At 44.9% G+C, this 12,754-nt stretch carries 13 protein-coding genes; 4 read left to right on the top strand and 9 right to left on the bottom strand.

All coding sequences use genetic code 11. From position 1 onward, the window contains the following. Positions 1 to 317: 317 nt before the first annotated feature. Positions 318 to 2,189: a methyl-accepting chemotaxis protein gene (locus KO537_RS16535; RefSeq protein ID WP_105250585.1), complete on the bottom strand. Its 1,872-nt coding sequence runs from the start codon at positions 2,187 to 2,189 to the stop codon at positions 318 to 320. A 376-nt stretch (positions 2,190 to 2,565) separates the two neighbouring features. Between KO537_RS16535 and KO537_RS16530 the strand changes: the two genes are divergently transcribed. Continuing rightward, on the top strand, positions 2,566 to 2,913 hold the full coding sequence (locus KO537_RS16530; protein ID WP_219234965.1) for a hypothetical protein: 348 nt from the start codon (positions 2,566 to 2,568) through the stop codon (positions 2,911 to 2,913). Between the two features lie 22 nt (positions 2,914 to 2,935). Here the strand turns inward: KO537_RS16530 and KO537_RS16525 are convergent, their stop codons facing one another. Continuing rightward, positions 2,936 to 4,396: a DUF4145 domain-containing protein gene (locus KO537_RS16525; protein ID WP_219234963.1), complete on the bottom strand. Its 1,461-nt coding sequence runs from the start codon at positions 4,394 to 4,396 to the stop codon at positions 2,936 to 2,938. A 33-nt stretch (positions 4,397 to 4,429) separates the two neighbouring features. After that, positions 4,430 to 5,137, bottom strand: coding sequence for a hypothetical protein (locus KO537_RS16520; RefSeq protein WP_219234962.1), 708 nt, complete (start codon positions 5,135 to 5,137; stop codon positions 4,430 to 4,432). A 190-nt stretch (positions 5,138 to 5,327) separates the two neighbouring features. Here KO537_RS16520 and KO537_RS16515 point away from each other — a divergent pair, with 190 nt between their 5' ends. Beyond that, positions 5,328 to 5,858, top strand: coding sequence for a DUF2780 domain-containing protein (locus tag KO537_RS16515; RefSeq protein ID WP_168827259.1), 531 nt, complete (start codon positions 5,328 to 5,330; stop codon positions 5,856 to 5,858). Between the two features lie 100 nt (positions 5,859 to 5,958). Continuing rightward, positions 5,959 to 6,420, top strand: a complete 462-nt coding sequence (locus KO537_RS16510) for a TerB family tellurite resistance protein (RefSeq protein WP_219234960.1) — start codon at positions 5,959 to 5,961, stop codon at positions 6,418 to 6,420. Between the two features lie 177 nt (positions 6,421 to 6,597). On the opposite strand, the gene KO537_RS16505 is transcribed toward KO537_RS16510, so the two are convergent. Both KO537_RS16505 and yjeH read right to left on the bottom strand, forming a co-directional pair. Further along, the gene (locus KO537_RS16505) at positions 6,598 to 7,422 is read right to left on the bottom strand and encodes an HDOD domain-containing protein (RefSeq protein WP_219234959.1); all 825 of its coding nucleotides are present in this window, start codon (positions 7,420 to 7,422) and stop codon (positions 6,598 to 6,600) included. A gap of 288 nt (positions 7,423 to 7,710) precedes the next feature. Next, the gene (gene yjeH / locus KO537_RS16500) at positions 7,711 to 8,973 is read right to left on the bottom strand and encodes an L-methionine/branched-chain amino acid transporter (RefSeq protein ID WP_219234957.1); all 1,263 of its coding nucleotides are present in this window, start codon (positions 8,971 to 8,973) and stop codon (positions 7,711 to 7,713) included. 251 nt (positions 8,974 to 9,224) lie between these two features. On the opposite strand from yjeH, the gene KO537_RS16495 reads away from it, so the two are divergent. Then, the gene (locus KO537_RS16495) at positions 9,225 to 9,656 is read left to right on the top strand and encodes an Lrp/AsnC family transcriptional regulator (protein ID WP_006079646.1); all 432 of its coding nucleotides are present in this window, start codon (positions 9,225 to 9,227) and stop codon (positions 9,654 to 9,656) included. A 269-nt stretch (positions 9,657 to 9,925) separates the two neighbouring features. Here the strand turns inward: KO537_RS16495 and nrfD are convergent, their stop codons facing one another. From nrfD to KO537_RS16475, 4 genes are all read right to left on the bottom strand, one after another. Further along, positions 9,926 to 10,867 (bottom strand): cytochrome c nitrite reductase subunit NrfD, encoded by a 942-nt coding sequence (gene nrfD / locus KO537_RS16490; protein ID WP_105250593.1) that lies wholly within the window; start codon positions 10,865 to 10,867, stop codon positions 9,926 to 9,928. Further along, positions 10,864 to 11,550, bottom strand: coding sequence for a 4Fe-4S dicluster domain-containing protein (locus KO537_RS16485; protein WP_105250594.1), 687 nt, complete (start codon positions 11,548 to 11,550; stop codon positions 10,864 to 10,866). Before KO537_RS16485 ends, nrfD begins: the two co-directional genes overlap by 4 nt. Positions 11,551 to 11,554: 4 nt before the next feature. Beyond that, positions 11,555 to 12,019: a cytochrome c3 family protein gene (locus KO537_RS16480; protein ID WP_173248177.1), complete on the bottom strand. Its 465-nt coding sequence runs from the start codon at positions 12,017 to 12,019 to the stop codon at positions 11,555 to 11,557. Positions 12,020 to 12,095: 76 nt separating this feature from the next. Further along, complete coding sequence (locus KO537_RS16475; protein WP_105250596.1) at positions 12,096 to 12,572, bottom strand: DUF2726 domain-containing protein; 477 nt, start codon at positions 12,570 to 12,572, stop codon at positions 12,096 to 12,098. Positions 12,573 to 12,754 lie beyond the last annotated feature (182 nt).

Genomic DNA, 12,754 nt, shown 5'->3' with positions numbered 1-12,754 from the left:
TAAAAATAACGACGAATACACTTATTTTGACCGCAAGAATAAACAAACTCACAACAAATCCAAGATAGATCAACGTATGTATCTGAGCACCGACCTCTTATTTAATAGGACGCCTAATTTATGCATATTTAAATATGCACTATAAATCTCATGTAATTTAAAATTACTCTTATCTTAATGCTAATAGTTACGAATTAAATTCAACTTAAATAGAAATGAGTTATAAAAGCATTTAGATGAAAAAGTAATAAAAGTGCCATTTTTATTTCATGGCACTTTTATATCAAGATCAAATCATTCGCTATTTTAAACTTAGGCTACAGAATAAATGTCGCGACTTGTGCATTCAGGTCATTAGCGCGAGCTTTTAAGCCCCTCGCCTGTGCCAAATCTGCCATGGCCGATGCGGTAATCTCATCAGTCACATCTTTAATCGCAACCGTATTCTGGGTTATTTCACCCGTCACTTGAGTCTGTTCTTCCGCTGCGGTAGCAATTTGGCCTGCCATATCTGAAATCACGTTGACCGCTTGCGTAATTTCTTCAAGGGCTTTCGCCGCCGCATTGGCATCTTCTACGCTATGACCCGCTAAGGCTTGGCTGCTTTCCATCAAGCTGACTGCTCGAGCGGTAGTGCGTTGTAGCGTTTCAATCGTGGTGTGTACTTCCTGAGTCGAATCTTGTGTACGACGTGATAGTACTCGAACTTCATCGGCAACGACCGCAAAACCACGGCCTTGCTCGCCAGCACGAGCCGCTTCAATGGCTGCGTTAAGCGCCAACAGGTTAGTTTGCTCTGCAATCCCTTGAATTGTCGCCAGAATACTCGAGATAGACTTAGCGTGACGACTTAAATCGCCAATAACATCCGTTGCTTGAGTCACTTCATCGGCGAGTGAATTAATCGAGTTACGAGTTTTATTCACTAACTCTTTGCCCTGTAAACTGCTCGCTGCAGACTGTTGAGCTGCCGTTGCCGTGTTCTCAGCATTGGCTGCGATCTCATTAGTCGCACTCGCCATTTCAGTTACCGCAGTCGCGACCATAGCGACTTCTTGCTGCTGACGTTGTAACTCGGCAACTGAAGTTTGCGTGGTGGCAAGACTACGTTCAGCATCGGCATCTAACTCATTCGCTAATTGGCGAATATGGCTGATCAGCTGATGTTGACTGCCCACAAAGCGGTTAAAGCTGTCGGCAAGCACGCCCACTTCATCTTGAGTGTCGACAGAAATACGCTGAGTTAAATCACCGTTACCATCGGCGATACGCGCCAGTGCCTGCGATACTCGGCTCAATGGGCCCAGTAACATGCCAACTAACCAAGAAATAGCTAACACACTCAAGAGCAATACAAGTGCCGATAGCCCCAGTTGGGTGAGTAACAGGCTCGAGAGTGGCGCTTCTAGCGTTTCCTTATCAAGCACTAACACTAATTCCCAATCTGTATTAGGAATATCAACGCTCCAAACTAACTTGTCGCGTCCTTCATTTTCAAAATACATAGGTAACAGAGTACCCGCTGCACGGCTCTGTTCTGGTAAGTTGCGATTAAGCTCGTTGTCGATTTCACCTATAGGTTTCATCGTCTTAGCTTGATCTTTATAAGCGATCACTGTGCCGTCTTTGTGCATCATGATGGCATAACCGTTTGCCGGTAACTTCATCCGATTAACACCGTCAACTAGGCTTGCGATAGATAAGTCACCACCCACAACACCTTGTGCGGTAGGCTGTGCCATAGTCACAACCAGAATGTTATAGGCAACATCCACGTAAGGTTTTGTCAAAATAAGACCGCGCTCACTGATGGCTTGTTGATACCAAGGGCGGCTGCGAGGATCATAGCCCGTACGATCAATACTCGGATCAGAATCCAACATTTGCCCTGCTTGAGAGCCAAAATAGGTCAGCTGGAAACGGCCCGATGCCTGTGCTTGTTGAAGTGTATTGAGGCTATCACCTTCAACTTTGTTCGCCAGGGCTCCCATAATATCTTGGCGGCCAGCCAACCATTCTTGGATCCGCTCAGCCTGCTGTTCACCTAAGCGCTGCACTTGTTCTAGGCTGTTTTGTAACAGCTGGGATTTTTGGCTGGAATAACTTTGCCATGACAACAAACCAATCACGAGTGAAAGGGCTGCCACGACAGAGAACAGAATTTTTTGCTTGAGCGAATATGAGTTCATGTTGGCGTCTAATTAATTAACAAAGCAGTGAAACAAGAGGGTGTTTGAGCGGGTCGAACGAACATTTACAACCAATATAATAAGGCGGCTAACTGAGTTAAAACTGCAGTTAAATTTGAGCTGAATTTTCTCATATTCTGTACAGTTAGCAAAGAAATTGCTCAGATTTACATCAAAAAGATTTTAGCAAACACATATAATTAACCAACCATCATTCAAGCAACAACATATAGATAGACATGCGATCACATATCAAAGTAATGCGCAACACCAAAATGGCCTCCCGAGTAAAATAAAGTAAATTAATCAAGATTAACGTGACCTATACGCACTCGCTATTGCACACTAAATGTCCACTGCCTATCGAGGAGTTCTTATGATTTTTCAACAGTTCCAACAGAGCCCACTGCAGACCCGAATTTCTGGCCCACGGGCTTGGTTAGCGATGGCAATTAGCATTAGCCTAATTTGTTTATCACTATTTTTATTGCCCTTCGTGCTCTTATTTGGCGCCATTGCGCTCGGTTGTTTAGTCCTATTTAGCCGTTTATATATGGCACGTCAGTTGGCTAAGTTTAATCAGGCTCAGGCAAACGCAATGCAGCATGCCCACGCGACAGAGGAGCCGCAGAGTCAGGTTTATGGATCTGACACTATTGTTAGGGAATCTAATGCGACACGCCATCAAGGGCGCACTTTTGAGCATAAAGAGGATGAACACTAGTTCAATCGAAGCAAAACTGCGCTCAAGCGAGTAAGGTCTGGGCGCGTTTAAGGCTATGAATTTCGGCGGGATCTTGGGTTACCTCAAGCACATTTTCAATCTGTAATACCAGTGAACGCCACAGAGGCTCGATAATATCCGCCTCTTTTTTATTGGCATTTTGCCGTGCCAGCTTAAGTAAAGCCGCAGATCCAACGACATCAATTCGCCCTAAGATACCGTCGGCCAGTGCCATACTCAGCTCAATCATCGCAGGCACACTGTGGCTATATTTGATCACTTGGCGCAAATAATCCTCAGCTTGAGTCAAATCACTGCCAAAGGCATTGTCATCATTGAGCATATGCTGCGCCCGCGTGAGCATAGCATCGAGTTGTCCTTGCTCGGCAGCTTCGGCCATCCAATGCTCACTGGCAATCATATCTCGAGTACAACCATCTCCATTGGCAAGCATTAATCCTAAATGATACTGGGCATGGGGATAACCTGCTTGCGCGGCTTTGCTTATAAAATGATAGGCTTGAGTTAAGTTCTTTTGCTGGTAATGCAATACACCTAGATTCGCCATCGCTTCGGTTTGCTCGCCATCTGCCGCACCTTGTAAATATTGCTGTGCTAACTTGCTGTCGGGTTGAAACGACTCACTGCCTACAAGATAAAAATATCCCAATAACGCCATCGCATTGACCACACCTGCTGCTGCTGCAGTGGCAATGATCTGTTCACCTTTAGCCACTTCTGGCGCGCCTTGATAACCGTGGATCAGTGCTACGCCATGCTCATGTAAGGCTTCCATGTGCTTAGGTGCCGCAAGGGAAAACCAATAGGCCGCTCGGGCAAAACTGTCAGCTGCGCTAATGTGAGAAATGGTATTTAGAGGTGAAACTGTGGATAAATCTTGGCTTGATATAGCTTCGGCTTCTGCCGCAAGTTCTTGCTCTTTCAGTATCAAAGCCTTGGTCTTAAACGATATCCCCACCAAATACTGCGCTTGCGGGTCATCTTCCATCACAGCGCGGTAGCACAAGTCCCTCACCGTCATAGCGTCAGTCGCTTCATAACAGTAGTCAGGGGCAACTCGACCTTTAACCTTAGGATACAAGTGCTCGACTAAAGTCAGGACATCTTTAATGGATTTTTGCGCTAGCGCGAGTAATTGTTCTTGGGTGAGATGGTATTTCTCAGGATGAGCACCGCGGTTACCGTCGGCACGCAATCGATGCAGGGCACGAGTGGTCTTCACATCAATCACGCGCCGCTGATTTAGCTGTTCGATCCTATCGTATAAATTCGGACTGGAAAACGCGATTTGCTTATCTTGCCCCAGTAACTCTGTAAGTTTATGGGTAAAACTGCGAATGTGCAGTAGCGACTGTGTCGGCACATCCTGCACATAGCTTTTCGCCTTGAGGTAATCATCACTCAAGGAGACCGAAAAATCGTGGATAAACTCACTATCCTTAATGACTGTTTTCGTCCCCATGAGTGATTCCCTGCAGGCTGAATTGATATTGCACTATTCGACGCTTGGTTTTTTCGACACCATATATAAGCGGAACAAAGCGACGTTAACGAATAATCCAATAAAAGACATAAAAGTATCCGCTAACATTTGCACAGGTAATCCGCCCATGGACGCTAACCCAGAAAGCTGGCTACCTATGACAGAGAGTGGTAAATATAACATCAATAATGCAATGGTTTTCAGTACGATAGGACCACTAAAACTAAAACTACCCTTAATCGCTTCTAGCGGTGTTAAGCGCTCAACCACAACCATAAAGTTCACATAGGCTAAACGCGCAAAGAGATAGAAGCTAATTACCAATCCAACCAACCACATAGGTCCGAAGGCGGCAAACAGCATCACTGGTGCTAAAATCGCTAGACCAGAAAACACCCCAGCCAATAATAATGGTGGAACAAAAGGTAAACTCGCCTTCAACACCACTCCCGCTGAAGGACTATGCCCTTGTGAGCGCAGTTCTAAAAACAGAGTCAAAGCGGCAATTAATACCGAAAAAGTAAGTAGTAACAGCATCATGGCGATCATATGTGGCGCGCCAAACTGTGGGTTTTCTAGATCAACTTTACTCATCTCTATACCAAGCCATAACTGGATCCCCACTTGGATCAAGAGTAATGGGATCGTCAGCATAGCGAGTTGCGCCAGATGATTACGGAAGAAGTTATAGGCTTCTGACAAAATTGCGGATAGTGACATGCGACTTTCCAAATAATTGAAATGAATTAACACTTAGAATTGCCGCTAAGGATACCGAAAATCCCTTGGCAATGCACAGTAGAAATCACCAGTGTGAACCGTAAATCACAGAAAACTACTGCAACAAAAGTGACAAACCCGCTAAACTGTCCAGCGAACTCGTGCGCAAACCATCAAAGGACGCTTCCATATGAAACACACTCTGACCTTCTCTATCCTCCTCAGCACTTGTATTTTAGCGGCGCCCGCCAGTGCAGGCTGGTTAGATAACTTGGCAGGAACTCAAGCCAAAACTGAAAAAGCGACCACTACAGCAGCGGCAACTCAGTCGAATGATTTAGTTGGCAGCGTCATGTCACAATTGGGTTTAAACCAAACTCAAGCCGAAGGTGGCTTAGGCAGTTTATTAGGCTTAGCACAATCAAGCCTAGGAACAACCGACTACTCAAAACTGGCTGCCAGCATTCCTAATGCCGATAGTTTGCTCGCCGCCGCGCCTAAATTGGACTCAAAATCGGGTGTTTCTGGCTTATTATCCAAAGCGGGTGATTTAGGTTCATCACTGCAAGGCAGTGCTATGGTTTTAGACGCCTTTGAAAAATTGGGCATTTCTAAAGATCTAGCAATGCCAATGATCAACATAGCTAAGTCTTACTTAGATACCAATGGCACTGAAGGCACCTCAGACTTACTGGTGAAAGGTCTGAACTCGCTACTGTAATTCAGTCTTACCTCACCCTAAGCAATACAAGGTTTAGGGTGAACTTTCACTTCCCAATCGACTCTACTTTATATTCCCTCCAGCATGAGAACCGCCAAATATGATTGCGAAATTAAGACGATTTTTTGAAGCTCATACTCAAGCAGTCTCCACTGAAGACAAGGCACATCAACTTAAACTGGCCGCAGCGAGTATGTTACTTGAAGTCGTATTTGCCGATGAGACCTTAACGGCAGAGGAAGAAGCCTTATTACCTAAGCTGCTAACCGATACCTTATCAATGTCAGAAGTAGACGCTAAGATGCTGATTGATGAGGCTAAAAGCGTACAAGGCAGCGCGACCTCACTCTTTGAATTCACCTCAGCCATTAACGCTGAATTTAGCCTAGCGCAAAAGCAGCAATTGTTGCTCGCAATGTGGCAACTGGCCTACGCCGATGGCCAGCTATCCCAATATGAAGACCAGATCATTCGACGTACCGCCGATTTGTTGCACCTCAAACACAGCGAGTTGATCCAAATGCGTAATCTTGCCATAGCTGCAACCCAACAAACTGGCTAGCCACATCCGCTATTCAGTCAAAGTGCAAATCAACAAAAGCCCATAAAAAAGCGTGAATGCGAAACACCCGTTTCCCATTCACGCGATGGTCTTCTTAAGACTAAATTGATATCGCTCTTTGGCTAAAAATATTTTTACTGCCGCACTACTCACCAAAAAACTAAACTAAACAAGCTCCTAAGCTAACGCTTTACCGATTTCATATCCCGAACCGTGTAATTCAGTCAACTTAGTCCTTAGCCCGCCCATCTCCATCTTCAATCCTTTCTTAGTCGCTAATTGAGATAACCAACTGGTTTTCTCCTCATCCTCAATCATATCCCACTCATCTAGAACTTTATAAGATAAGCATAATAACGCAGCAAGTTTTGAAAATGGGTTTGAATCCTTAGGGTGGTCTTGATACAAAATGCCTTGCACTAACGCTGGTGTAAACTTCCAATTTTTCGCTAGTAATGCGCCAATATCCGGGGAATCATATCCGAGTAACTCGCGCTCAAACTGATGCTTATCTTTGCCCTGCGCCACAGCTTCGGCAATTTTCGCCGCATCTTCAGGCGATACTGCCGCAATCAATAGATCGCCAATACGATGTAAGATACCGCAAGTAAAAGCCTCTTCTGGGACTGCACCACAACGCTTTGCCATTTCTTGACTATAAAGCGCAATCTCAAAGGTTTGCCCCCAAAACTGGGCTAAATCTATTCCTTCACACTTAGGGACTGCACCAATCACCGCCGATGCGAGCACTAAGGTTCGTAGGGTTTGCATCCCAAGACGCACAACAGCTTCATCGATAGTGCCAACCTCTCGACTACGTCCATAGTGGGCACAGTTAGCAAGGCGTAACACCCTAGCGCTAATTAAGGGATCGTGTGAAACTTTAGTGGCAATGCTTTTTACTGTCGCATTGTCATCATTGACCGCATCTAACAATTCACTGATCGCCTTAGGTAACCTAGGTAACTCATCGACACGATTGAGCAACGCAGCTGAATCCATATTTATTCTCCTTCCGTATGAATGATCAAAATATAGAACACAAGTTATCGCCTCGCTCACCGAGATACATTAAATATCAGTAATGTGCAGTCCTTCGGCAACAAAGCTTGGCGGCCATCAGACTTAAGGTTTACCTCTTTGTTTCATGCAATTTAATCGCACTCAATCATATCCAGTTTCGAAATCCACTAAGCCACACAAAAAAGCCCCAAACTCTTATGACAATAAAGAGTTCGGGGCTTTCTTAATTAATCCATCATGTTGATTTAGCCCCAGAGGGGTCGAATATTACTCAGGTAACGCCAAACTTTGTTTGCGACTAATATGGGTCTTTTGCCACCACAAAAATGGTGCGACCACTAAGATCAACACAAGCACATAGGACATACTTGCACCTAGGGCAAAACCTAATACTAAGCAAAACGCACAACCCAGCGCCACCAGCGGCCAATTGTGCTGTGGTAATAACTTAGCGGCAGCGAGCATAGCCATCAAATAGATCACCACAAATACGCCGTTGCTCCATGCGATAAGGTGCTCTAGCTCTTGCCCGGTAAGGTAAGTCAGTACAATCACGCTTGCCATCACAGATAACAGCGCAGCCAGTGCGCGAATGGGCACTCCATGGGCATTCTTAACGGCAAAGAAGCGCGGTAAAATGCCTTCACAACTAAAACTCCAGACCAGACGTGCCGCACTGGCCGCATACACGTTAACGGTTGCCAATCCACTTGCGATACCTAACACACCAATCACTTGTGCGCCGTAACCACCGAGTAGTTGGTCAAACACGCCGATCATGGCGACACTTTTATCTGTTGGCACTAATAGCAGTAAAAGTGTACAAGCCACATAAATCACGCCCACCAGCACTGTGCCCATCATCATAGCGGGGATCATATCCTGCTGCGGACGACGAAAATCATCGGCAAGATGGGTCATAGCTTCTATACCCAAGAAACTCCAAAAAGCGATGCCAGCGGCAATCATCACGGTCGGCATTTCAGGCATACCATGGCTAGCAAGTGTCGTGAGATGACCTTGCTGAAAACTACTCGCACCAAACAAGACCACAACAACGGCGACGATGCAAAGTGTCAGGCCAAATTGCAGCTTAGCCGACACTTGGATGCCTCTTAAATTAATCAGAAACAAGCCAAAAATCACGAGTATTTCAACACCAACCTTGGACCAACCCGATATCGGGATTAAGGCATTCACAAACTGAAAGGTCATCAAAATCGCGGCCGGAGCCCCCATGGGCACAACCAGTAAAAAGATCAGTCCAATTGTTCGACCAGCAGTGCGACCAAAGGCTTTTTCGACAAAGTAAGCGGGGCCTGCGGCATGGGGAAATACACTCGCTAAACGACCAAAGACCAGTGCCACAGGAATAATGGCCAAGGTCAACAAGCTCCATGCGACTAAGGCGCCAGAATGCGCTTTTTCAATAGTCATCTGAGGCAAAATAAATACCCCTGTACCGAGCAAAGTGGTCGCCATTAAACCCGCACCTTGCCAACGACCTATAGTTCCGCTATTTGAATTCATCTGTTAATATTCTGTGGTTTTTGAGCTGTCAGTATAATGAGATTTCGCCCTACAATCTGCCGTTAATTTCAGTGTTCTCCACGTCCAATACCGGCAAAATCGCGGCAAATAACGTTATTTCCATCAAAATGACGGCCAGCTTAAATTTTGGTAAAATTTTAAGCAAAAATACTCAGCAAATTCTGTGGTTATTCAAACCAATGGAAAAATAACACACAGATTCAATATAGCCATTTTCACAGGAGTCACCCTTGGATAAATTCGATACGGCCATCATTCATAGTTTGCGTCAGGATGCGCGCCAGAGCGTGTCGAATATCGCCGAACAGGTCAATCTATCCCGTAGTGCGGTTGCCGAGCGCATAAAAAAGCTCGAACAAACTGGAGTGATCCGTGGCTATCAAGTGCTCTTGAGTGAGTCGCAAAAAGAAGGAGTATCGGCTTATTTCGAAATCCAGCATCAATGTCCACGTTGCGCCGACGTGGTACACGTATTCCAAGCGATCCCCGAAGTGATTACCTGCCGTGGTATTTCTGGTGATATGGATTTACTCGTGTACGTGCATGCGCCCTCGATGCGCCGCCTGCATGAGATCCGTGAGTATATCGACACTCACACTGACATCATCAAGATCAAAACCCATGTGGTAATGAGTGAATGGATTAATAACCTCGGCGAGTAAATCGTGCCTCCCTAAAACAAGAAACGCCACCCTTAGGAATAAGGTGGCGAGGCCCGTTTGGAGGCAGGGCAAAATATTGAAGTGTAAAATATGGCATCCTTGCCCAGCGACCTCCCTGTTACACAACCAACCGCGGCTAGACTTAACCCTTGAGAGCTCAGCCAGCGCCGCAAGGGCCTCATCTACAATGTTTTCCTTTGACATTGTTTCCGCGATCCGTCGATTCCATTGATTATTATGATTTTTTCGTCATTAATTAACGGTACGCCTTAAGCGATCGTCATTTGTCCTGTATAGAGTATGAAGTTACGTAGCAGTAATACCCCGATCAAGCTCAAGCAAGCCGTCCCCGCCACATAGGCCCATTTCCGTTTAGATGTCGCCGTCATAAACAGATTCATCGCCAATGGTCCAGACAAACCGAGTCCAATAATACCAAGCCAGAAAATCCATCCCCAGAAGCCATACCCTAAGGCATTAAAGGCGGCTATTTTACTCTGTCCACCTGTTAGCACTAAGCCCATAAAGAAGGTAAAAATCAGCACGATTTCGACTAAAATCAGTGGGATTTCAACCTTGTGGATAAAGTGCACCTCTTTGTCATTAGGCTTGCCATTCATCAACACGCCACCGAGTAAAGATGATGCCGCACCGGAAGACAAACCAGATGCCAAAAACAGCAGAGGTAACACAGGGTTTTTAAGCATGGGATAGCCTGGCAAGGCCGAGAGTAGGAAGCCTGTATACGCGCCCAATGCCAAGGATAGAATCACGAGCAATCCTGTAATTGTCGCTTCAAATCGAGCCAATAATGCGGTCAACTTAAGCACAATAGGAAAGCGTGTTTCACACCAAGCATCAACAGGTTTACGGAAGGTCAAACCAATCCACATAAACATAAATACTTGGTAAATCAGCAGAATAAGCACGCCCATCGACATGACAGATTTAGGGTTGTAGAACACCAAAATCTTCCAAAAATCGAGAGGTTTAGTTAAGTCTGCGACCAATATCCCTAACCCGGCCATCACAGCTACAGGCGCGACAATACAAGCGGCTCGCACAAAACCAGACTGATAGGCGTTTTGCTTCAAAACAAAATGTTTCAACAGTACGGCGAAGAACATGGCTCCCGCAGATACACCCGCTAAAAACAGGTAAATTGCAATCGGCCAATGCCACACTAAGGTATCAAAATGTAGGGCACTCATAGTATCACCTCCCCTGATTTTGCAACGATACGGAACAATTTAGGTCTCGTTCCAAGATCAACCTTAGTGCGCTGGGTTGGATTAGACCGCAGAACTTGAACAACCTCAGAAGTCGGATCTTTTAAATTACCGAACACGAGTGCCTTTGTTGGGCAAGCAGCAACACAGGCAGGTTGTTTACCTTGAGCTAGGTTAGTTTCTCGGCAGAAATCACACTTATCCGCCGCATGGGTGACAGGATTAATAAAACGGACTTGATAAGGACAAGCTGCAATACAGTATTGGCAACCTACGCATTTCCATGCATCGACAGAAACGATACCCGTTTCTTTATCAATAAATGCAGCTCCAGTTGGACATACATTTACACAGGGTGCGTCTTCACAATGCTGACAAGACTTGCGACTAAAGTGATAAAACTGATTAGGGTATTCACCAAAGGGACCCGCTTGCTTAATTTGAAGCCTAGACACACCTTCGGGTACATTATTCACTTCACGACAAGCCACCTCACACGCTTGGCAACCTATACACTTAGTTTCATCATGAATAAGTGCATATTTGACATCAGGTTCTGCTTTAACACTATCCGATGCATTCACTGTGGCGAGTAATGATGCACCTGTAGCGCCAGCAAATAAGGCACAGGTGCCTTTTAGAAATCTTCTTTTTGAATTTTCCATAACCTTACTCCTGCTTGCCAGTGTGGCAACTGCTACATAGCTCACTGCGAATCTTCGGCGTCATATCCGCCATTGGATCCGTTGGGCTATGTAATTTATGGCAGGCGGCACAAGGCACTTTTTGAGCATGTACGTTATGCGTCCAATCTGCTCCACTGAGTTTTTTCTTGGTATGACACTTCTGACACACTCTCAGCTGAACCGTCAGATCCGACGATTCTTCCATACCAAAGACCACCATATCATTCGGTTTTTTAGGGTGGTCGCCCTTTTCTCCATGACAGGAAGAACAGCTCATTTTCATCGCATCTTGACCATGATGCCCTAACATTTGACCATTACGCTTGTGACACTTCATACAAGCATCACTGTTAATTTGATTGGCTGGCTCAGCACTCATTGCAGAAAAGCTTAAAAGCAACGCAGCAGCACCTAAGCGTAACGACCACAGCCATTGTCTTTTGGACATAGGAAGTCCTCACATTTATCCGTAGGAAGGTAAAGAAGGGGTCGAGTTCGGATAATTCCGAACCCGACGGTCAAGATCACACAGCCAAGGCTTGCTTAAGACTCTGAGTATCCCACTGTTTATGCTGGTTCATTTCAATGAAACTGATATTGAACTTGCTAAACAGTTTTTTCAGTGGTGAGTTAGTTTCTTTGCCAAAATCACTGATAACCATTTTCACTTCAGATGAATCATGGTCGATCAATACATAATCAAGTCGGCATTCATGATTTAATTCCGTATCATGTTTGTCCATCTCAAATACAGTGTCCAATGGCACGTTACAACAAACATCGTATTTACCTTCAACAACTGTTTTTAATGATTTAAAAAAATTGAAACTTTGTTTATCAAACAATACTGGTTTAAGTTTCATCTCATGATGTGCGGCTTCATCAGGACCTGCTTTAAAAAACTTAATGCAAGTCATGACAAACATCACAAACACGAATGGTACTGCTACGAATAGTACGAAGTACATAAACGCATAGCTGAGAATGACTGAAGTATTCATACACGCCTCCAAAAACTAATTTATTTTTTGTTATCTCCTTTAAAGCAACTTTAGTATTATTTGAAAACACTTATTTTTTCTTGACACATGTCACACTTGCAAATAACAACTTAAATATAAACAATGATTTACATTGCGCGTCACATTGCAAAATTATGTAAATCTTAAATACAAATATTGAT

It is taken from the genome of Shewanella sp. NKUCC01_JLK, assembly GCF_019345615.1.
GTDB classification, from domain to species: Bacteria; Pseudomonadota; Gammaproteobacteria; order Enterobacterales; family Shewanellaceae; genus Shewanella; species Shewanella oncorhynchi.
This window is presented reverse-complemented; position numbering and strand designations above follow the sequence as displayed.

Bases quoted from the DNA above. Each gene is read 5' to 3' on its own strand.
- KO537_RS16520 (WP_219234962.1), bottom strand. From the start codon at position 5,137: ATGTCACTATCCGCAATTTTGTCAGAAGCCTATAACTTCTTCCGTAAT.
- nrfD (WP_105250593.1), bottom strand. From the start codon at position 10,867: ATGAGTGCCCTACATTTTGATACCTTAGTGTGGCATTGGCCGATTGCA.
- KO537_RS16480 (WP_173248177.1), bottom strand. From the start codon at position 12,019: ATGTCCAAAAGACAATGGCTGTGGTCGTTACGCTTAGGTGCTGCTGCG.
- yjeH (WP_219234957.1), bottom strand. From the start codon at position 8,973: ATGAATTCAAATAGCGGAACTATAGGTCGTTGGCAAGGTGCGGGTTTA.
- KO537_RS16475 (WP_105250596.1), bottom strand. From the start codon at position 12,572: ATGAATACTTCAGTCATTCTCAGCTATGCGTTTATGTACTTCGTACTA.
- KO537_RS16485 (WP_105250594.1), bottom strand. From the start codon at position 11,550: ATGGAAAATTCAAAAAGAAGATTTCTAAAAGGCACCTGTGCCTTATTT.
- KO537_RS16535 (WP_105250585.1), bottom strand. From the start codon at position 2,189: ATGAACTCATATTCGCTCAAGCAAAAAATTCTGTTCTCTGTCGTGGCA.
- KO537_RS16530 (WP_219234965.1), top strand. From the start codon at position 2,566: ATGATTTTTCAACAGTTCCAACAGAGCCCACTGCAGACCCGAATTTCT.
- KO537_RS16525 (WP_219234963.1), bottom strand. From the start codon at position 4,396: ATGGGGACGAAAACAGTCATTAAGGATAGTGAGTTTATCCACGATTTT.
- KO537_RS16515 (WP_168827259.1), top strand. From the start codon at position 5,328: ATGAAACACACTCTGACCTTCTCTATCCTCCTCAGCACTTGTATTTTA.
- KO537_RS16505 (WP_219234959.1), bottom strand. From the start codon at position 7,422: ATGGATTCAGCTGCGTTGCTCAATCGTGTCGATGAGTTACCTAGGTTA.
- KO537_RS16510 (WP_219234960.1), top strand. From the start codon at position 5,959: ATGATTGCGAAATTAAGACGATTTTTTGAAGCTCATACTCAAGCAGTC.